This is a genomic window from Exiguobacterium sp. s22 (assembly GCF_018617455.1).
Taxonomy (GTDB): domain Bacteria; phylum Bacillota; class Bacilli; order Exiguobacteriales; family Exiguobacteriaceae; genus Exiguobacterium.
This window is the reverse complement of the sequence record NZ_JACSKD010000001.1, coordinates 288,771-308,309: the sequence shown is the minus strand read 5'-3', so window position 1 is coordinate 308,309 and position 19,539 is coordinate 288,771. Positions and strand designations below refer to the sequence as shown.

The 19,539-nt window shown below is 46.0% G+C and carries 21 protein-coding genes and 2 pseudogenes; 1 reads left to right on the top strand and 22 read right to left on the bottom strand.

The window, feature by feature from the left end:
• Positions 1-19 precede the first annotated feature (19 nt).
• From hisIE to KNO94_RS01590, 9 genes and pseudogenes are all read right to left on the bottom strand, one after another.
• Positions 20-657 (bottom strand): annotated as a pseudogene (gene hisIE, locus KNO94_RS15460) (bifunctional phosphoribosyl-AMP cyclohydrolase/phosphoribosyl-ATP diphosphatase HisIE).
• Positions 606-1,373: an imidazole glycerol phosphate synthase subunit HisF gene (hisF, locus tag KNO94_RS01625; protein WP_074037139.1), complete on the bottom strand. Its 768-nt coding sequence runs from the start codon at positions 1,371-1,373 to the stop codon at positions 606-608. Before hisF ends, hisIE begins: the two are co-directional and overlap by 52 nt.
• Positions 1,366-2,079 carry a 1-(5-phosphoribosyl)-5-[(5-phosphoribosylamino)methylideneamino]imidazole-4-carboxamide isomerase gene (hisA, locus tag KNO94_RS01620; RefSeq protein WP_214777004.1) on the bottom strand — a complete coding sequence of 238 codons (714 nt, stop codon included), beginning with the start codon at positions 2,077-2,079 and terminating at the stop codon, positions 1,366-1,368. The genes hisF and hisA overlap by 8 nt, the downstream gene beginning before the upstream one ends.
• Entirely contained in the window at positions 2,057-2,644 is a 588-nt protein-coding gene (gene hisH, locus KNO94_RS01615) for an imidazole glycerol phosphate synthase subunit HisH (protein WP_214777612.1), read from the bottom strand. The genes hisA and hisH overlap by 23 nt, the downstream gene beginning before the upstream one ends.
• On the bottom strand, positions 2,641-3,228 hold the full coding sequence (hisB, locus tag KNO94_RS01610) for an imidazoleglycerol-phosphate dehydratase HisB (RefSeq protein ID WP_214777002.1): 588 nt from the start codon (positions 3,226-3,228) through the stop codon (positions 2,641-2,643). The genes hisH and hisB overlap by 4 nt, the downstream gene beginning before the upstream one ends.
• Positions 3,215-4,231 (bottom strand): pyridoxal phosphate-dependent aminotransferase, encoded by a 1,017-nt coding sequence (locus KNO94_RS01605; protein ID WP_214777000.1) that lies wholly within the window; start codon positions 4,229-4,231, stop codon positions 3,215-3,217. Before KNO94_RS01605 ends, hisB begins: the two co-directional genes overlap by 14 nt.
• Entirely contained in the window at positions 4,228-5,445 is a 1,218-nt protein-coding gene (gene hisD / locus KNO94_RS01600) for a histidinol dehydrogenase (protein WP_214776998.1), read from the bottom strand. Before hisD ends, KNO94_RS01605 begins: the two co-directional genes overlap by 4 nt.
• Positions 5,442-6,050, bottom strand: coding sequence for an ATP phosphoribosyltransferase (hisG, locus tag KNO94_RS01595; protein WP_214734168.1), 609 nt, complete (start codon positions 6,048-6,050; stop codon positions 5,442-5,444). The genes hisD and hisG overlap by 4 nt, the downstream gene beginning before the upstream one ends.
• Positions 6,047-6,970, bottom strand: a complete 924-nt coding sequence (locus tag KNO94_RS01590; protein ID WP_214776996.1) for an ATP phosphoribosyltransferase regulatory subunit — start codon at positions 6,968-6,970, stop codon at positions 6,047-6,049. The genes hisG and KNO94_RS01590 overlap by 4 nt, the downstream gene beginning before the upstream one ends.
• Positions 6,971-7,080: 110 nt before the next feature.
• Here KNO94_RS01590 and hisJ point away from each other — a divergent pair, with 110 nt between their 5' ends.
• Positions 7,081-7,899 (top strand): histidinol-phosphatase HisJ, encoded by an 819-nt coding sequence (gene hisJ, locus KNO94_RS01585; RefSeq protein ID WP_214776994.1) that lies wholly within the window; start codon positions 7,081-7,083, stop codon positions 7,897-7,899.
• A 151-nt stretch (positions 7,900-8,050) separates the two neighbouring features.
• Here the strand turns inward: hisJ and KNO94_RS01580 are convergent, their stop codons facing one another.
• From KNO94_RS01580 to KNO94_RS01520, 13 genes and pseudogenes are all read right to left on the bottom strand, one after another.
• A complete protein-coding gene (locus tag KNO94_RS01580) occupies positions 8,051-8,401 on the bottom strand; it encodes a hypothetical protein (RefSeq protein ID WP_214740354.1) in 351 nt (116 codons plus the stop codon).
• A 199-nt stretch (positions 8,402-8,600) separates the two neighbouring features.
• Positions 8,601-9,176 carry a deoxycytidylate deaminase gene (locus tag KNO94_RS01575; protein WP_214776992.1) on the bottom strand — a complete coding sequence of 192 codons (576 nt, stop codon included), beginning with the start codon at positions 9,174-9,176 and terminating at the stop codon, positions 8,601-8,603.
• 51 nt (positions 9,177-9,227) lie between these two features.
• Positions 9,228-10,457: a toxic anion resistance protein gene (locus KNO94_RS01570; protein WP_214776990.1), complete on the bottom strand. Its 1,230-nt coding sequence runs from the start codon at positions 10,455-10,457 to the stop codon at positions 9,228-9,230.
• Positions 10,441-11,163 (bottom strand): 5-bromo-4-chloroindolyl phosphate hydrolysis family protein, encoded by a 723-nt coding sequence (locus KNO94_RS01565; RefSeq protein ID WP_214740348.1) that lies wholly within the window; start codon positions 11,161-11,163, stop codon positions 10,441-10,443. The genes KNO94_RS01570 and KNO94_RS01565 overlap by 17 nt, the downstream gene beginning before the upstream one ends.
• A 197-nt stretch (positions 11,164-11,360) precedes the next feature.
• On the bottom strand, positions 11,361-12,713 hold the full coding sequence (locus KNO94_RS01560; RefSeq protein ID WP_214740346.1) for a sodium-dependent transporter: 1,353 nt from the start codon (positions 12,711-12,713) through the stop codon (positions 11,361-11,363).
• 122 nt (positions 12,714-12,835) lie between these two features.
• A complete protein-coding gene (locus KNO94_RS01555; protein ID WP_214776988.1) occupies positions 12,836-13,708 on the bottom strand; it encodes a diacylglycerol/lipid kinase family protein in 873 nt (290 codons plus the stop codon).
• On the bottom strand, positions 13,705-15,210 hold the full coding sequence (locus KNO94_RS01550; RefSeq protein WP_214777610.1) for an ABC transporter permease/substrate-binding protein: 1,506 nt from the start codon (positions 15,208-15,210) through the stop codon (positions 13,705-13,707). Before KNO94_RS01550 ends, KNO94_RS01555 begins: the two co-directional genes overlap by 4 nt.
• A gap of 10 nt (positions 15,211-15,220) precedes the next feature.
• Positions 15,221-15,937 (bottom strand): annotated as a pseudogene (locus KNO94_RS01545) (ABC transporter ATP-binding protein); the annotation flags it as partial.
• A 103-nt stretch (positions 15,938-16,040) separates the two neighbouring features.
• A complete protein-coding gene (locus KNO94_RS01540; protein WP_251125756.1) occupies positions 16,041-16,763 on the bottom strand; it encodes a 3D domain-containing protein in 723 nt (240 codons plus the stop codon).
• Positions 16,764-17,001: 238 nt separating this feature from the next.
• On the bottom strand, positions 17,002-17,454 hold the full coding sequence (locus tag KNO94_RS01535; RefSeq protein WP_214776984.1) for a GDYXXLXY domain-containing protein: 453 nt from the start codon (positions 17,452-17,454) through the stop codon (positions 17,002-17,004).
• A complete protein-coding gene (locus KNO94_RS01530) occupies positions 17,451-18,635 on the bottom strand; it encodes a DUF2157 domain-containing protein (RefSeq protein ID WP_214776982.1) in 1,185 nt (394 codons plus the stop codon). Before KNO94_RS01530 ends, KNO94_RS01535 begins: the two co-directional genes overlap by 4 nt.
• A gap of 16 nt (positions 18,636-18,651) precedes the next feature.
• Complete coding sequence (locus tag KNO94_RS01525) at positions 18,652-18,852, bottom strand: DUF2187 family protein (protein ID WP_214740336.1); 201 nt, start codon at positions 18,850-18,852, stop codon at positions 18,652-18,654.
• A gap of 40 nt (positions 18,853-18,892) precedes the next feature.
• Positions 18,893-19,516 (bottom strand): NUDIX hydrolase, encoded by a 624-nt coding sequence (locus tag KNO94_RS01520; protein WP_251127416.1) that lies wholly within the window; start codon positions 19,514-19,516, stop codon positions 18,893-18,895.
• Positions 19,517-19,539: the final 23 nt, after the last annotated feature.

Genomic DNA, 19,539 nt, shown 5'->3' with positions numbered 1-19,539 from the left:
GTTCTCCTTCCTCCTTTCTTTACCATTCCGTGACGTCGCGACGAGGTTTTGCCGGTGTGGTTGTACCGTGACGTTTGGCGAGTAACGCTTCCACATCCTCTAAGCGCACACCTTTAGCTGCCAATAAGACGAGCAGGTGATACAGAAGATCAGCTGATTCTTCGACCAAATCTTCTTCCGTCATGGCGGCAATCACGACCTCGAACGATTCTTCACCGAACTTCTTGGCGATTTTTTCAACGCCCTGTTCAAACAAATACGTCGTATATGAACCTTCTTTCGGTTCATCTTTTCTGGACTTGATCAATTGTTCCAATTCATGAATCATACGTTCACCTCCGTAAAGAAACAGCTTCGATTACCGGTATGACACGTCGGACCGTTCGCATGAACACGAACGAGAAGCGCATCCTGGTCACAGTCGACATGGATACTGACGACGTCTAGTGTGTTCCCGCTCGTCTCCCCTTTCATCCACAGCCGACCTTTTGAACGAGACCAGAACGTGACAACCCGTTCGCGTAGCGTCTGACGGATTGCCTCATCGTTCATATATCCGAGCATGAGGACCGCCCCGTCATCGTTTGAGACGATGATGGCCGGAATCAGTCCATTTTCGTCGAAACGAACCGCATCGGCAAGTTGTGACTCGTGCATACGTGCTTCACCTCTTCTACTGTCGTTTTTCGGTCATGTAAGATGGAGGCAAGTAGTGCGGCATCGACCTTCTCAAGCGCTTCGACTACGTGCTCGGCATTCCCTGCCCCACCGGACGCGATAATCGGAATGTCGACGACTTCACGTAACTGTTCTAAAATCGCAAGGTCATAACCGCTCTGCTTTCCATCTTGGTTCATGGACGTGACAAGGAGTTCACCCGCCCCAAGCGCGGCCACTTGTTTCGCCCATTCGACGGCCAACAGGTCCGTCTTCTGTTTTCCACCATATGTGTACACGTAATATTCGCCATCTTCAAACTTTACGTCGATTGCGACGACGATGCATTGAGAACCGAAACGATCGGCCGCTTCACGGATGAGACTTGGGGATTCGACAGCGAGCGTGTTCAACGATACTTTGTCCGCCCCTGCTTTCAACAGTGACGAGATATCCTCGAGTGAACGAATCCCACCACCAACTGTCAGCGGGATGAATACTTTCCGCGCCACCGCACTGACGACATCGAGCATCGTCTGGCGACGCTCCGTACTTGCCGTGATGTCGAGAAAGACGAGTTCATCGGCTCCGGACTCGTCATAATATTTTGCGATTTCGACCGGGTCACCGATGTCCCGCAATTGAACGAATTCAATTCCTTTGACGACACGTCCTTCCTTCACATCGAGACATGGAATAATTCTGCGTTTAAGCATAACGCGCCTCCCATTCAATCAGTTCTTCGATGCTCACCTTGCCGGACAGAAGTGCTTTCCCGACGACAGCCTCATCAATTTTGGCCATCTTCAGCTCCATCACGTCCTCTTCTGTTGTCACGCCACCAGATGCAATTAATGTGACATTGACGATTTGACGTAACGCCTTCATGCGAGAAACGTTCGGTCCGTTCAATTTCCCGTCAGATCCGATATCGGTATACAAAATCGTCTCGATACCCCGTTTGACGAGATCTTGAGCGACCGAGATGTCATCAAGTTTTGTTGCTTCCTGCCATCCGTTAATGGCGACCTTCCCGTCATAGGCATCGAGTGCGACAGCAACTCGCTTCCCGTACTTTTCAATCGCCTTGTCTAAAAAGTCAGGGTCCGTGAATGCCTTTGTCCCTAAGAGGACACGGTCCGCGCCCGTTTCCATGACCGCATCGAGTGAAGCTTCTGAACGAATCCCGCCCCCCGTTTGAACAAGGAACCCGAGAGACTTCGCATAACGGACGACGTCTAGGTGACGCGGCTCGCCTGCCTTGGCCCCTTCTAAATCGATCAAGTGAATCATCGGGACTTTATCTTGCCACGTTTTTAATAATTCATACGGATCCCCGTATTGTTCTTCCGTGGAAAAATCACCTTCCGTCAAACGGACAATCTTGCCTCCGATCAAATCAATGGCGGGTAGTAATCTCACGTTTGACCGCCTCCTTCCATTCTTGAAGTAAACTGAGACCGAACGTCCCGCTCTTTTCCGGGTGGAACTGCATGCCTGTGACGAGCCCTTTTTGAACGATTGCCGGAACTTTCTCACCCATATAATCAGCTGCCGCCACGATGTAATCGTCGGCCGTCACGGCGTGGTAAGAGTGTACAAAATAGACATCCTCATCACGAAGGATCGAGTTCCATCCAACGTGTGGAAGACGCTTCGCTCGCATCCGCTCGACCGTTCCCGGAATCAACCCGAGACCTTTTGTCGGCATACCTTCCGTGCTCGAATCAAACAAGAGCTGCATCCCAAGACAGATTCCTAAAAAAGGTTTCTCCGTCGCCATCTTTTGAAATAAGGGGATGAGTCCCGTCTGTTCGAGTGATTGCATCGCTTGCGGAAAAGCACCGACGCCAGGAAGTAAAATAGCATCCGCCTCTTCAATTTGGCTAGCATCATTCGTGATCACGACGTAGCAACCGATGGCCTGTAACGCACGTTCGACGTTAAATACGTTTCCCATACCATAATCGATGACTGCTACTTTCATCCTTCGATCCATCCTTTCGTAGAAGGGAGGCGATTCGTTCCATCACTCGAGATCGCCTCGGCAAGCGCTCGTCCGAACGCTTTGAACAACCCTTCAATCATGTGATGTGAGTTCGATCCATACAGGACAGCTAAATGCAGTGTGAGTCGACCATTCATGGCAACCGCCCGGAAAAATTCCTCAGCGAGTTCGGTATCAAAATCGCCAAGCTTCGGATTGCGAAGTTCTGCCTGATAAACGAGGAAGGGGCGTCCTGACACATCGACGACCGCTCGCGCTAGCGTCTCATCCATCGGCATATAATTCGACCCATAGCGGCGAATCCCGACTTTGTCTCCGAGTGACTTGGCGATGAGTTGACCGAGTGCGATCCCCACGTCTTCGACTGTATGATGAGCATCGACCCACGTATCGCCTTCCACTTTCACGTCTAAATCCATCTGACTGTGAAAAGCAAGTAACGTCAACATGTGATCGAAGAAGCCGACCCCTGTTTGAATGGAGCTTTCTCCTGTCCCATCTAGATTGACTCGAATATCAATTTTTGTCTCTTTCGTCTCACGCTTTAGTTCAGCTGTTCTCAACAGAATTCACCTCTTCAATCGTTTGTCGAATTAAGGCATACGCCTCATCTGTCCCTGCACTGACTCGTAATCCATCCGGAAACGCACGTACATGGACCCCTTTTTCAAGAAAGCGGGATGCCCATCCCTCACTGTCATCCGTTTTAACATAGATAAAGTTGGCACGGCTCGGTAAAATCTCACCGATTGAGCGTAACAACTCGGTTAATTTCTCACGTTGCGTCGTGTGGAACTGAATCGATTCTTGAATATATGATTCATCTCGTAAGACGACGTTGGCAACAGCGGCACTGAGTCCACTGACATTGAATGGCGAACGGAAGCGATCGATCTGTTCGATGATCTCTTCAGATGCAATCATGAAACCAATCCGGAGGTTCGCAAGACCAAACGCTTTTGATAATGTCCGTAAGATGATGACGTTCGAATGTTCGTTCAAGCGAGATACAAACGAGTCCTCCATCGTGAAATCGATATAAGCTTCATCCACAACAAGATACGGTACACGTGTCGCCATGTCAGACAATTCGTCTAGTGTCCAAATCTTACCGGTCGGGTTATTCGGATTCGAAATGAGAACGAGTTTTGGCTCGGTTGCTCGAATGACCTCAATCAACGTCTCGTAACGCAAACCCTGTTCGTCCGGTTGTGTAAAGTGCCCTCTGGCAATTTGTGTGTAGATCCCATACATCGAAAAATCGGGGGCCGGTGCGACCACACGGTCTTCCGTATCCAAAATTGCCTGACTCAAGATGGCCAATAGCTCATCGCTCCCGCTCCCGACCATGAGTTGTGTCGGCTCGACTCCCGCATAGTCAGCATAGCTCGCTTTTAAAGCAAGCAATTCTTCGACTGGATAACGGCTGAGCGCTTCAAGTGACACTTCTCGAATGGCTCGTTCGAGACGTTCTGGTAACGGATACTGACTTTCATTTTGATTCAGCGCATATCCTGATACCGCATGAGGCACATAGCGCGGGATGTTCTGATAGTTTCGTCTCATACGTCCTCCATCCGAACAGCCATCGCACGGGCATGTCCTTCTAATTGTTCTTGTTTGGCGATTCGAATCGCGGCCTTTGTAATCGTCTCATCCAGTTCTGTCATCTCAAGGAATGTCTGACGGCGATAAAAGTCATCGACCGACAGTCCACTAGAGAAGCGGGCCGTCCCGCTCGTAGGCAAGACGTGGTTCGGTCCAGCGATATAGTCTCCAAATGCTTCGGCCGCCTCATGTCCGAGAAAGAACGAACCACCGTGACGAATCGCACGCATCAACACCTCAGGATCTTTGACGGCCAACTGGACGTGCTCCGCGGCCATCGTGTTCGCGTATTCGATCGCATCTTCTAGTGATTTATATAAGACTCCCCCACGTTTCAATGATTCTCTGGCGATTTCTTGACGTGGTAAGAGTGAAAGTTGTCGCTCTAGTTCTTGCTCCACTTCATTACGAAGCGCTTCTGTCGTGACGAGTGCGATTGCCGTCGCCTCGACGTCATGTTCTGCTTGTGCGAGCAGGTCGGCGGCAACCCACTTCGGGTTCGCCGTTTCATCGGCAATGATCAACACTTCCGACGGTCCGGCGACGGAGTCGATCCCGACGATGTGTGAGACGAGCGCCTTCGCCGTCGCAACATACGCATTTCCGGGTCCGACAATCTTATCGACCGGACGAATCGTTTCTGTCCCATATGCAAGTGCGGCAACGGCTTGGGCACCTCCGATTAGAAAACATTCATCGGCACCTGCGATTTTTGCTGCAATCAAGAGGGAAATGTCGATCCCATCTGCTTTTGGTGGGGTGACCATGACGACTCGTTTAACACCGGCCACTTTCGCCGGAATGATATTCATCAGGACGCTCGACGGATAGACGGCTGTCCCACCCGGTACATAAACCCCTACCGAATCAAGTGGCATATAACGTCTCCCAAGTCGGAACATCGTATCTTCGAACACATCGTCTTGTCGGACTTGGCGCGCGTGGAAGGCGCGAATCCGTTCTGCCGCTAAGGTCAACGCTTCCGTCAGTTCAGCATACGCTGCCGGCGGGGTAAAGCGAGACAAATCGACAGACTCGATTTGGTCGACCCCATCGAATTGACGTGTCCATTCAAGGAGTGCTTCATCTCCGCGGGCCTCTATCGATTCCACGATCGGTTTCACGGCTTCGGCCCAAGCTTCGCGCCTTGAGCGATTCGTTTCTGTACTCATGCGTTTTCTTCCTGACTCAGCTTTCGAATCCACGCCTTCAATTCGTCAGGCTGTTCCGCCAAAGCTGTCTCACTCGTAATGAATTTTGCATTGATTGAAAAAATCGTCTCGTATTCTTCCAAGTCGTTTGCAGCCAACGTCGCGCCCGTCTCGACGATGTCGACGATGCAATCAGCCAGTCCCGTTAACGGAGCAAGTTCGACCGACCCGTTCAATGCGATGACTTCTACGTTTTGTCGCTTTGACGCAAAGTGTGAGATGGCGATATTCGGATATTTACTCGCCACTTTTAATTTTTTCGTTCCATTACGTCGAACTTTTGGACCACAGACGGCCATTCGACAGCGACCGAACGGTAAATCGACGACTTCGAGTACGCCTGGCGTTTTCTCTCGTAAAATATCACCGCCGACAATGCCGACATCTGCCGCTCCATGCATCACATATTTATAGACATCGTCCCCTTTGACGAAAATGAATTCATGATCTCCTGCTTGTACCGTCAACTCACGTCCCCGCTTCTCCGGCCATACGGGTAAGTCACGTTCGACAAAAAATTGACGGGCTGCTTTTTCAATTCGACCTTTCGCGACCGCTACTTTCATTTGATCACCTCATCTAACTGTTCTAAATCGAGCGACATGCCGAACGCTCGTCTCGAGTGTCCGAAATGTCCATAGAGTGAATCATATCGTCCTCCTGAAAGGACACGCTTGCCTTCCACACTTCCCGTCACGGTCAATCCTGAGTAGTAATCAAAGTCTCCCGTTTGACCGAAATCGTATGACACCTCTAAACCGATGGTACGTAAGTGTTTTACTGCCTCGTCGACTTCATCGATGGCTTCTTTTAAAGATTCCGGTGCCTCAGCCCGTAATTCTTCGAGTGCAGAATTCCCAATTAAAAAGGGTAGCTTTGCAATCAATGGATAGCGATACGTCTCTGCTAATTCACGCAATGACTCTAAGTTTCGAAGCGCTAAGATTTTACGGAATGTCCGTTCCTGAATGCCTGTCTCTTTCGCGATGAGCGAGATGACGGCCGCTGACCCAATTTTGATCGTCAAACGTTCAGTAGGCAGGACTCCTTCCGTCATATCGAGAAAGGATTCAATTAGATGACTGTCCTTCTCTTCGCCGTCGACCCATTCGAGTCCAAGCTGTTGCCGTTCATGCGGTTGCCCTGAATGCTTGACCGTCCGACGATAAACGGCCCCGGCGTATGCGACACGCATCGGTTTATGACCGTCTGCTAACTTTCTTGCGATTTGCAATGTATAGTCAGGGCGCATTACGAGGAGTTCCCCATCATTCCCGAATAAACGATAATAGGCAGACTCGTCAAAGAGTGCCAAGTTTTGATAGTGGGAATAGTATTCAAGTAACGGCGGGTCGATGACGGCATAACCGCTCGACTCTGCCTTCTCTAAAAATGACAACATCCAGCGCTTCGGTCGAATGACATCACCTGACTGTAGTTCATACCATCCTTCTGGAATTGAACCTTTTGAATTTGACCAAATCATGATAATCACCCTTTATCTTATTATCACTTTACCAAACTAAAGTATTGTGTTAAATTTATCAAACAGAGAAACAGCTGTCAACCAATTGAACTGAAAAGGACGTGTAACGGATGTTTAACTTTACCCATGATGGCCATGTGCATACGCCATTTTGTCCACACGGTACAAAAGACCCGATTGAACATTATATTCAAGTCGGAATCGAAAAAGACCTGCAAACGATGACGTTCACGGAACACGCACCGTTCCCACAATCGTTTATCGATCCGGTGCCGAATCAAGACTCGGCGATGTCGGTCGACTTACTCCCTGATTATCTCGATACGTTACGTCAGATGAAAAGGCAGTATGAAGAGGTGATCGAAATTAAAATCGGATTAGAAGTCGACTTGTTGCCGCATTTTGAAGAAGAGACGATTGCTCTCTTGAAACCGTATGCCCCATTACTCGATGAGGTCATCTTGTCACAACACTTCTTATTAATAGATGGTGTATATATGCCGGTCGATTATTCTGCTGAGACGTTTGATGAACTGGTTCGAGCGCTCGGTTCATTCGAGAAAGTGATGAAAGCATATTATGAGTCGATTGAACATAGCCTCAAATTTCCATGGGAAACAATTAAAGTCGCTCGGATTGGACACGTCGACTTACCGATCAAGTATCAAAAAAACTATGAGTGGAGTCGTTCAGAAGTAAAAGAGGAAGAAAGACGTTTACTACAGATGATTGCTGACCGGGGGTTCGGACTTGATTTCAATACCGCCGGACTTAGAAAACCAGATTGTGGTGAACCATACGTAGCAGGACTTGCAAAAGTTGCAAACGACTTACACATCCCTTTCACGTTAGGTTCGGATGCCCATCTCGCTCAAGACGTGGCGGCAGGATTCGATATGATTGCACAAAAAAAAGCCACGTTCCTATGAACGTGGCTTTTTGACAGCGATCTAGCTATCTAGATCCCCATGCTTATGGTTGACAACGATATGGCGTTCCATTTCTTCATCTGTAAATATCATACCATACTAAATAATAGATGCAACAAAAAATTGGGTGAATTGATTCACCCAATTGAATTCACATCGCTGCGTATAACGTTTTCAAGTCGTTTGTTGCTGCCTCGTCCATTTGAATAGCCACGAGCTCAACGTATTGGAGCGCTGGATCTTGATCTTTTGACAACGCGACAATTTCAGCGGCTGCTTTGTCTAAAGCCAATAAGATTCCGGATACTCCGAGTGTCGGATAATAACGAAGGAGCGCACGGACATGTTTAATCTCTGACACTTCATTTCCGTTTATCGTCAACGATTTGACTGCCAGCTCCTGATGCATGCCAATCGCAAATTTATCTTCCCACACTTCTTCGAGTGTGATCAACGCCTCTACATCATATGCACCATCTGTAAAGCGAACGAGTTTTTCCATGAGTAAATTCCCCTCTCTTGAATCTACTTTTATTATATAAGAGATTTTAAAGAGTATATTGTGAAATATTGAACATTATGTGTAAAGTTTGTCTCACTTCAATTTGAACAAAAAAAAGGCCCCTCCGAGGAGGGGCAAATAATGGAAGAGTAAAACACCATTGGCAGTACATTAATAATATATCATCTAATGAAAACGTTTACAATGAATTTTTGTACATTTTCTCAAGTGGCATATGTAACACTTCAATCCCGCTCTCGCGCATCAATTCCAACCCATCCCCATGTTCATAACCAACGGCATAAACGACTCGTGCGACACGTGCCGCAATCAAGGCAAGCGAACAGGCATGACATGGCGAATGTGTCACATACGCCGTCGCACCAAATGCATTCGTCGAATCGGCAGCTAACTTTCCGATCGCATTGATTTCCGCATGAATTTCATGTTGTTTCGACCAGTGATGATGATCATAAGGGTCCGTACACTTGATATATGTCACATCATTCCGGATGAGTCGTGCCGGTTCATTGACCATATCGAGGTCCGTCGATGCAACATAGTCGGCATGCTTGTAAAACCCATCTTCTTGCTTGATATAGATTTCATTACAATTCGTATGACCCGATGGGGTACCATTCAAGCCGATTGAAATCGGTTTTTCGTCTTTTACAATCACACAGGCCACGCTCTTCGAGGCACACTTCGAGTGCCGCTCGGCCATCATATCAGCGAATAGTAACCACGTCTCATCCCATAGTCGTTGTTTCTCCACGCAAGTCCCTCCTCGTAGAAAAGGAAAGTCTGATTGCTCAGACTTCCCCCTTTAATATCCAGTGTCCTTTGGTAGTTCTTTATTTTTCGAGGCAATCTCGATGACCTTCTCTTTCAATTCGTGCTCCATGCGATCGAGTTCACGTTCAGCGTCACGACGCTTTTGCTTTCCTTCTTGTTGGATCCGTAATGTCTCATCTAATGTAGAAAGTAAATTCTCGTGAGCGACTTTCAGTGATTCAACAGAGACGATCCCTTTTTCATTTTCTTGTGCGATTTCAATCGATGAGTCTTTAAGCATTTTCGAGTTCTGCTCAAGCAGCTGGTTTGTCGTCTTCGTCACATCCTGTTGCATACGAAGTGCCGTTTTCTGACGCGTCAAACTGAGCGCGAGAACGACTTGGTTCTTCCATAGCGGAATCGTGTTGACGACCGCCGACTCGATCTTTTCAGCAAGGATTTGGTTATTCTGTTGGATGACCCGAATTTGCGGTGCCATCTGGAGGCTGATTGTACGACTCAATTTTAAATCGTGCAACTTCTTCTCAAAACGATCTGCCAGTTGAATCATATCGTTCAATTGTTGAAGCTTTGTTTGATCTTTAGAAATTTCCACTTCTTGACGTAACGGGGCAATCTCATGCTCGCGTACGTGGTCAAGCTTTGTCTCACCCGCAGCGATATAAACGTTTAACTCTTCGAAATACCGCTTGTTCTTGTCATACATTTGATCGAGCATCGTGATGTCTTTCATGAGACCAAACTTCGCACGGTCAAGATTATGAATGACTTCTTCCAAATAGACATTCATTTTTTCGAATTGAAGTTTATAGTTTTCTGCTTTCTTCTTCGCACGACCGATCAGTGGGATGTTATCCATGAAACTTTTCTTCTCCGGTTGAAGCATATCTGGATCCATCTTGCGGACGTTTTGCATCAAGTCAGACAACAGTTTCCCGGCTTCTCCTCCATCTTTCATCCGCACTTCTGTCAAAATTTGATCAGAGAATTGTGAAAGTTCACGTTGGACGTTCGAACCGAATAACATGACAGAATCTGTCTTCTTAATATCAATGGATTCAGCCAATCGTGTAATACGCTCACGATGTTCTTGAGGCACGTCCGGTTTCGCTTGGATGGCTGGTACTTCATGTGTCTGGGAAACGGATGACCATTCAACAGATGGGTCACTGAACCCCTCCGTCTCAGTTTTAGTTTTCGTATCAGAAGTTAGTTCTTCTTCCGGCCATGACTGCCAGTTCGTTTCATTCGATGAAGTCATGTTTCTTTCTCCCTTCCGGCTGATCAGACAAGACGCGCTCCATCATGATCAGTTCACGTTCAAAGTCTACGGCATCATCTTCGAGAAGACGTCCGCGTTGCTCTTTAAATTTATCGACAATTAGTCGCATATTTGTGATTAATTGTTCTCGAGTCTCTTCTTGAATGACGACTCGTTTTCCTTCAAGTTCTTTAAATTTCAAGACGACCGAGACGAGGGAATCTAAATAGAATGTGAACAGGTCTCGAACATGCTTGGCATCTTGCGGATTCTCAAAAAGCTCTTCGAATAATTCGTGCGCCTCTTTTGAGACAGCCTTCATCTCACGTCTTACTTCTACATCCTTAATTTCAGGAAGCACGCGATCGATTTGTTGTAATTTCTCATATCCTTGTTCGATTGTCCGTTGCAAGAATTGAAGTTCCAAATCATCTGTTGCCTCAAATTGACGTGTCGGCATCGGTTCTTCAATCGGTTTCAAAATTCTAGAACCGGTAAAGGATTCTTCCTCATCCAGCAATAGTTTCTTTTTGGCACGTTTCGCTACGGGAGTCGGTGTTCGTTGTCGATTTCTGCGTTTGTTCGTTGACCAAACTTCGTTCAAAACGAGCGCCCCTACTATAATGAATAACCAGGAGAAATCGAATACGTTAATGGCAAAGTATATGACTGCCCCAGTCAGGGCCCATTTCATCCATGTTTTCATTCTTTTCACCTCATCTCATGTTACTTCTATTGTACATTACGAAACCTGTCAAAAAAAGTTTCGTCATCCCTATCATTCTACCATAATAAAATTTGTTTTATCTCCGTCGCTAGGCGTAGAAACACCGCCTATATCGACTTCATTCCCGTTGCGCTATGAAAAAAACCGTAGACCTTTAAGCGTCTACGGTTTGTCGATTAAGTTGTCATCCACGTTGATACCATGACAATTGCGACTGTCACCGGAATCACGTAACGAATGAGCGCATGCCAGATCGGATAAAGTTTCTTACCTGGTTCTGAGGTTTGAATCTCATCCTTTAAAATACGTTGATCGACGACGTAACCTACAAAGATCGATGTCAAAAGCGCACCTGTTGGCATCAAAATATAGCTAACAAGGTAATCCATAGTATCGAAGAACGTTCGTCCATTCCAGATATGCAAATCACTTAATAATCCGAACGATAATGCAGATGGAACGCCTACCACAAATACAAGGATGGCAGCCGATACCGTAACTTGCTTTTTCGTCCAAGTCGATTTCTTTTCGTTCAGACGGTCCGTTACACCAGCGACGACCACCTCTAACATGGCAATCGATGATGTGATGGATGCGAAAGCGAACAATAAGAAGAATAACACCATGAAGAACCCACCGAGTGGTACTTGGTTGAAAACTGCCGGTAATACGACGAAGAGTAACGCCGGTCCCTCTGCCGGATCAAGTCCAGATGCAAATACTGCTGGGAAGATGGCTAGTCCAGCCAATAGCGAAACCGCAATGTTCAACAAGACAATCATGTTGGCAGATCGATTCAACGTCCCTTTCGTTTTAATATAGGACGCATACGTCAGCATGGCCGCTACCCCTAACGATAAGGAGAAGAATGCCTGCCCAAGGGCGAACAGCACGGATTCTCCAGTCAAGGCAGAGAAGTCAGGTTGTAAGAAGAAGCGAACACCTTCCATCGCACCGTCAAGAGTCAACGAACGAACGACGAGAACGATGAAACTGATGAATAAGAGCGGCATCAAGATTTTGCTCATACGCTCAATTCCCGCTTCAACGCCACGTAAGACAATCAAAAGTGTAATCAAAAGGAATAGAAATTGTCCGAGTACAGCAATTCCAGGTGTAGAGACAACGTTCCCGAATACGTCTCCAAATTCGTCAGCGGTACGTCCGCTTAAAGTTCCACTTAAACCGAGTCCGATATAAATGAGGACCCATCCTCCAATGACACTATAGAAGGAAAGTAACAAGAAACATGCGATGACGCCTAAGTAACCAATAATGGTCCAACGACCGTGCCCCAATTTTTTGAAGGCAAGAAGTGCCGTCTTTTGAGTCGAACGTCCAACGATGAATTCACCAATCAATAATGGCAGACCGAGTAATAAGGTGAACGCCAAAAACATGAGTAAAAAGGCACCGCCTCCGCTAGTTCCGGTTACATATGGAAACTTCCATATCGCACCTAAACCGATTGCCGACCCTGCGGCAGCTAGAATGAATCCAATTTTTGAGGCGAATGAATTTTGCGCCATGATTACCCCTACTTCCTGATTTTCATTTCATTTTCATAATAATAGTGAAATACTAACATGGTTCTAGGGTGAGAACAACAAAAAAACAGAGAAAAGTCTGAATACTTTTCTCTGTTGATGCTTTATGGTGTTAAAAACGTTAGGGCTCTCTCTAGAATCCGAATTGCCAACCGATCGGTTTCAAAGTGTTCACCATCGACATCGATGATTTGAGACGTACTTAATTCTACTTCGAGATGTGTTGCCTGAAAGTGATTCCATTCCGTCGATTTTTGATCGAGACCAAATTGTTGGGCTAATAATTGTCGAATCATCGGAAACCCGATTGCAGAACTATGAACGACTTCTAACAGTCCGTCTGAAAAAGATTGCGTCTCGAGTTTAGTTGGAACCGTACCGAGATAACTTCCGTTTCCTACATATAGAAAACTCACATCTCCTTCATACAGAATTTTCTCACCTTGACGTAATCGAATCGCAAACGGGTCTGCTTCACGGAATTGGCGGATGGTCGCTAAAAAATATCCGATGGAGCCTAGTGATTCTTTTTCATCCGGATCGATTTGGCGTGATGTATCGGCAATCAAGCCGACGCCGACAAAGTTAAGTGCGTACATCTCATCGACTTGAATGACATCCACATGCTGCTCGTGATTTGATTTGATGATGCTCGCGGCTTGCGTCGGTTGTATAGGAAGCTCAAGAGCCCGAGCGAAATCATTGCACGTCCCTGCAGGAATGATTCCAACGGTCGGACGTTTTTCCCGCTCTAAAGTCATCAATCCATTCACGATTTCATTTAACGTCCCGTCTCCCCCAATGACAATCAGATGGTCGAACGATTCGCTTGCTTCCGCAAATCGGAGAGCGTCCCCAATCTCTTGTGTTTTCTTAATGATGATTTCTTCATAGAGCGATTCAATCGTTCCGATGACTTCGCCGAGCATCGTCTCACTCGTTCCAGACTTCGGATTCGAAATAATCAAAGCTCTCATAGTAACCCTTCCTGTTCTAAGAAGTCTTTTGCTACATCATAAGCACGTTCATTGCCGTATGCGACACGTCGGTTTAATTCAGACATCTGTTCATCTGTAATCTTTCCAGCAAGTTGATTGAGCGCATCCTCAATTTCTGGATATTCTTCGAGCGTCTCTTCTTTCAAGAGTGGGGCTCCTTGATATGGCGGGAAGAATTGGCGATCGTCTTCTAAAACGACAAGGTCGTTCTCAGCAATATCAGGGTCTGTCGCGTAAGCGTCCACTAAATTCACATCGCCTCGTGAGATGGCACGATAACGTAATTTTTGCTCCATCGAGACAACAGATGGGAAGTCAAACCCATACTCATTTTGGAGTCCCGGATATCCATCTTCACGGTCCGTAAATTCAAGTGTAAAGCCGGCTTTTATATCGGATTCGACATTTCGTAAATCTGAAATGGCTGTGACATCTTCCGCCTCCGCATACTCACGAGGAATGGCGAGTGCGTACGTATTGTTAAATTGCATCGGTTCGAGCATCACGTATCCGTCTTCCGCAAGGGCGTCCCTCGCTTGTTCATATACTTCACGGGCATCGTTAGAATTCGGTGTCTCTTTGACGAGACTCGCAAGGGCCGTTCCCGTAAACTCAGGGTAAATATCGACGTCACCCGATTGAAGGGCTCCCCATACAAATGTCGTCTCCCCAAAGTTCGGTTTGACGGATACTGTCAAATCAGTCTGATCCTCGATTAATAATTTATACATATTCATCAGAATTTCTGGTTCTGGACCGAGTTTACCGGCCACGACTAAATCAGTCTCTTGTGAGCGTCCGAACGCGAGGGGTGTCACAATAATGAGAGCGAGAACGGTAGACACGGCAATCAACTTCGTCTTGTTGCGCGTGGCAGTCGCACCTTCCATCTGACGTAACAAGAAATCAAATAGTAGTGCTAAAATGGCAGCCGGGATGGCGCCAAGTAAAATTAAGTAATTATCGTTACGGTTGATCCCAAGTAAGATTAACGTACCAAGCCCACCTGCTCCGACGAGAGCCGCGAGCGTTGCCGTACCGACAATCAGAACCATCGCCGTACGGATACCGGCCATGATGACAGGGAGCGCGAGTGGTAGCTCGACTTTCATTAAACTTTGATTCGGTTTCATCCCACAAGCTCGAGCAGCTTCTAGTAGCGATTTATCCACTTCGTTCAACCCGGTGAACGTGTTTCGTAAAATCGGGAGGAGCGCATATAAGACGAGCGCAATGATAGCAGGTAATGCCCCGATTCCAACGAGTGGAATCATTAATCCGAGTAAGGCAAGAGAAGGAATCGTTTGAATAATCGCAGTAACGCCAATGGCGGTTTCGGCGATTTTCCTACGGCGCGTCAACCAGATTCCCAATGGCACGGCAATTAAGACGGCAATCAAAAGCGATACGACAGAGAGCTGTAAGTGCTCAATCAGTGCCTCGACAAGCTGTCCTTGTCTATTTTGGAACGTCTCAAGCATCCAGCTCACCTCTTCCACGTTGTGTAAATTCTAAGACGAATGGATCTTCACTCGCTAATATTTCCTCTGGTGTACCGACTAACATGAGTTCGCCGTCTCGCATCAATGCGATGCGATCTCCTAGCTTCATCGCTTCTTGCATATCATGTGTGACAAACAAAATCGTTTTTCCGAGTTCGTCATTTAGTCGTTTAATGTCATCTTGTAATTGACCACGACTGATTGGGTCAAGTGCAGAGAACGGTTCATCCATAAGAATGACATCGGGGTCTGCGGCCAAGGCGCGCAATACACCCACGCGTTGCTGTTGACCTCCAGAAAGTTCCGAAGGTTTCTTTGAGCGCAATTTCGGATCAAGACCAGCAATTTTCATCAATTCCGTCACTCGGTCTTTTGTTCGATCTTTTTTCCATTTCAGTAGCTCGGGTACGATAGAAATGTTTTCTTCAACCGTCAAATGCGGGAATAATGCAATCTGTTGTAAGACGTATCCGATGTTACGACGTAATTCAAAAATATTGAACTGGTAGATTTCTTTGCCATCGATTAGAATCTTGCCATCCGTATGATCGATTAAACGATTCACCATTTTCATAGTTGTGGTCTTCCCGCAACCAGATGGCCCGATTAATACAAAGATTTCTCCCTTTTCTACTGTTAAGCTTAATTCTTTGACGGCTAACGTCCCGTCCTCGTAACGTTTTGATACATCCCGAAACTCAATCAACTTAATCCCTCCTCGACTATTTCCAAAATGGAAATTCAAATAATAATTTGCCCTTTTCTCTGCTTTGTTAAACAAAAAAAGGTTCCCCATTCGGAGAACCCCATTATTCATACAGCGTCACTTGAATATGTCTACGCCCCCATTGGATGGCATCTTCTTTTGAATCGACGAGTAAATCAACGATATGACCTTTGATTCGGCCGCCTGTATCAAGGGCGATCGCATCGCCAAGTCCTTCGATATGGACTTTCGATCCTAGTGGAATGACAGAAGGGTCAACCGCAATGATTCGCATCCCATTGTAGTAAATGGAATCAGTCACATCATGACCAGTAGCAGTCAAGACACGCCCACCATAGGCCTTATTGTCAGCTATATCATTTGAATATGCTGTCGATTCGACCGTAATGACTTTCCTGTTTGTTGAGGTAGACACCGGTGTTGTCTCGACCGTATTACTCGAAGAAGCTGTTGCTTGTTCTGCCGCTGCTCGTTTTGCTTCCTGACGCTCTTCTTCCGCCTTACGCTCTGCTTCAACTTTAGCAAGTCTTGCCTGTTCGGCAGCTTCTTTCGCCTTTTCTTCAGCTAGACGTTCCGCTTCTAAGCGTTTTTCTTCAGCTAGACGTTTTTCTTCGGCAATTTTCTTTTGACGAGCGACTTCTTTCTTTCGTTCAACTTCCATCGCTTGGCGTTCCAACTCAAGTGGATTTTGTACGATTTTTTGTTCTGTCCCAATTCCGATCTGAGCAGCATCTGCCCGATCCATGAATACGAACATACCTGTCATCGCAACCACGGATAATACCATATATTTAATCAATTTCATCGTAGTAAGGTCATCACCTTTCTCGTTATGTAACGAACAGATGTTAATTTACCACGATGCAACATATTGGAGTAGCCATTTTATCGAAGTGAAACATTCCTGACATATGACGAAAAAAGTGGTTACAGTTTGTAACAATTGAAAAAAACGTTGCTATACCTAGTGTTCACAAAAAAATTACAGATTCGTTACAATAAGTTGTGTAACAAACCTGTAATCTTCCTGTCATGATGATTTTTTATTTGTTTGGTACCAAATCATGCATTCGAAGCATCCCCCAAGGGGCGACATCGACTTGAACGATGAACGATTTCTTCCCTTTCACCTGATCGACCTCCTCTTCAGAGACACGATAGGACCGCATTTCTTCTATATAAAGAAGTCGATCATAATAGTTTGCCCGAACCCCTCCAAAGAATGGTTTAGATTCAATCCGATCGATTTCGGCAAAACCATCTTCACCATCTTTAAAGGTAACGTATACGGTTCCTGTATCGACCTCTCGCCGTCCATCAAACGCATCATATTCGAGATAGATGGAATCACCGAAATACGGGTCATAAGGCTCGTATGAGGTCCCTTTAAACGTATATGTCTCACCTGCCCATGAGATGGCATATACGAGGAAAACGAATAGAAAAGCAATGATCACTTGAACAGCAGGAATGATCCATTTTGAAACGTGGTTCATGTCGTCACATCCCCTCTTGTGCGATTACGCCACCATAGACCGAGTGATAACGCAAAGACAATCAATGCACCAATCAGGAAGAAGAGTGAAATATCAAGACGATCCCAAACGTAAATGAAGTAGATGGTCATTTGCACGATTAGGAAATAAATAAATGCATAGATGGTTCGTTGTCTCGTCACGTCTTGACGAACGAGGTATGCGAGTGACACGACTTCAATCAGCACTGCCAACAATACCCCTGTGTCCTCAAATAATGCGAACGGTATGACAGCGAGAAGACTCACCCAGAGAAGGTCGCTTCTGCGGTGAATCAAATATACGGCCACGAGTGCAATGGATAGAACGGTAGCCTCTACAATCGATGGTGGTCTTTGTGATAGCCATCGTTCAGTGACATTCACTAAATAACCGATTGAAAGGACGGCGGCTACAAAGAGATATGTCGCCTGCCATGTATCCCGCTTCCGGTAAAAGAGTAATAAGGCATGTAGGATCACTAACGACCAAAGTGGCCATAGTCTTCCTTCATAGTCGACATACTGCCCAATGATATTGAGTAACCCATAAAAAGTGAACCAAGCGAATATTCGATCTAGCGATTCATCGACAAAATGGAACCACACCCACGTCACGGCGAGACCAAGAACAATCAACGTCAGTCCGATTCCTTCAAAACTATTTGTGATTGCCATAAACGCTGTGATGGCAGAAATAATCGAAAAGATCATGTGCTCATACATTATTCGGTGTAGTACTGCCATCGTGAAGAGAATCCAAAAGAGGATCGTCAACTGTCCTGACAGATTATACGTCGTAAAGATAACGGCCATTGTCGCAATAAAGAAGACGAACCCTAATACGCGTAACAACGTCACATAGCGAGGCGTTTTTAGTCGGACTCGTTCGGCAAAGACATAAAATCCAATCATACATGCTAAAAAAAGTCCGATTTTTAATAGATCAGGTATCACTTGCCAATTGGCTGCGACGAAACTGAACAGGCTAAGCGCCAATAAAATTGATCCCACAATAACTAAAACGGGCGGCTTGTGGTCTTGTCGATCACTAGTCGCCCGTTTTTTATGTTCGTAGTCGACTAGTCTCATCCCTGTCGCTTCGTCTAACAAACCCGCCTCTTGCCATTCACGTACTTTTTTGTCAATGGACACCTCAATCATCCCTTTCAGAAAAAGGTTAGCTGGCGCGTTCAATCAACTCTAATTCTGATTTCAGTAGAACTTGTTTTTCAAACTCGAGACCGAGTTCTTGGAATTCTTCCATGATGGATACGTCTCCAATCACAGTATTGGTCAGTACGGCGGTCACTTCTGCGACCCATCCTTCACGAGTCGACTTCACGATATCACCTACGAGGAATTCTTCAGACACACCCATTCACTTCCAATCTAAATTTGTTTCTATCATTATAACGAAATTATATCCGTTTGAATACGTTTTCTTTTACCCGTTGAATAAATTGCGTTAAAAATTTTCCAGTTAACCCCCAAATGATGTAGTCTTCATGTTCATAAAAAGGCTCTTTCATTTTAATTACCCGTTTTTTATATGCTTTAGCATTCGCTAATCGATCGAGCGGAATATTTTGATCTGGATTCATCGTCCACTCCATCTCTCCGTGAAATGGATCAATCATGAGTAATGTAGATAGAGGCACTTTAAATATATGATCGACTTCATCCGTCTTTTGTACATTCGGATACTCCGACAGCATTCCGACAAACGGATAAATCAATTGACGATGGGGTGTGGCTAGTGGTCGCAATTTTCCGATGACTTCAATCTGTTCTGAAGTGATTTCTAGTTCCTCGCACGTTTCTCGGACAGCGGCTTCAATCGGTGTCTCCCCTTTTTCAAGTCTTCCCCCCGGAAATGAAATCTCTCCTGGTTGCTGTCGCATCGTATGGGCACGCACTTCAAAGATGACATGCCATTCACCGTCTATTTCAATGAGCGGAATGAGCACCGCTGCCGTTTGTTCATAATCTTCTTCCATTGAAAAACTGTTTCGGATTTGATCTTCTGTAATCCATGGCTCCACAACCTTCACTCACCTTCCATCAT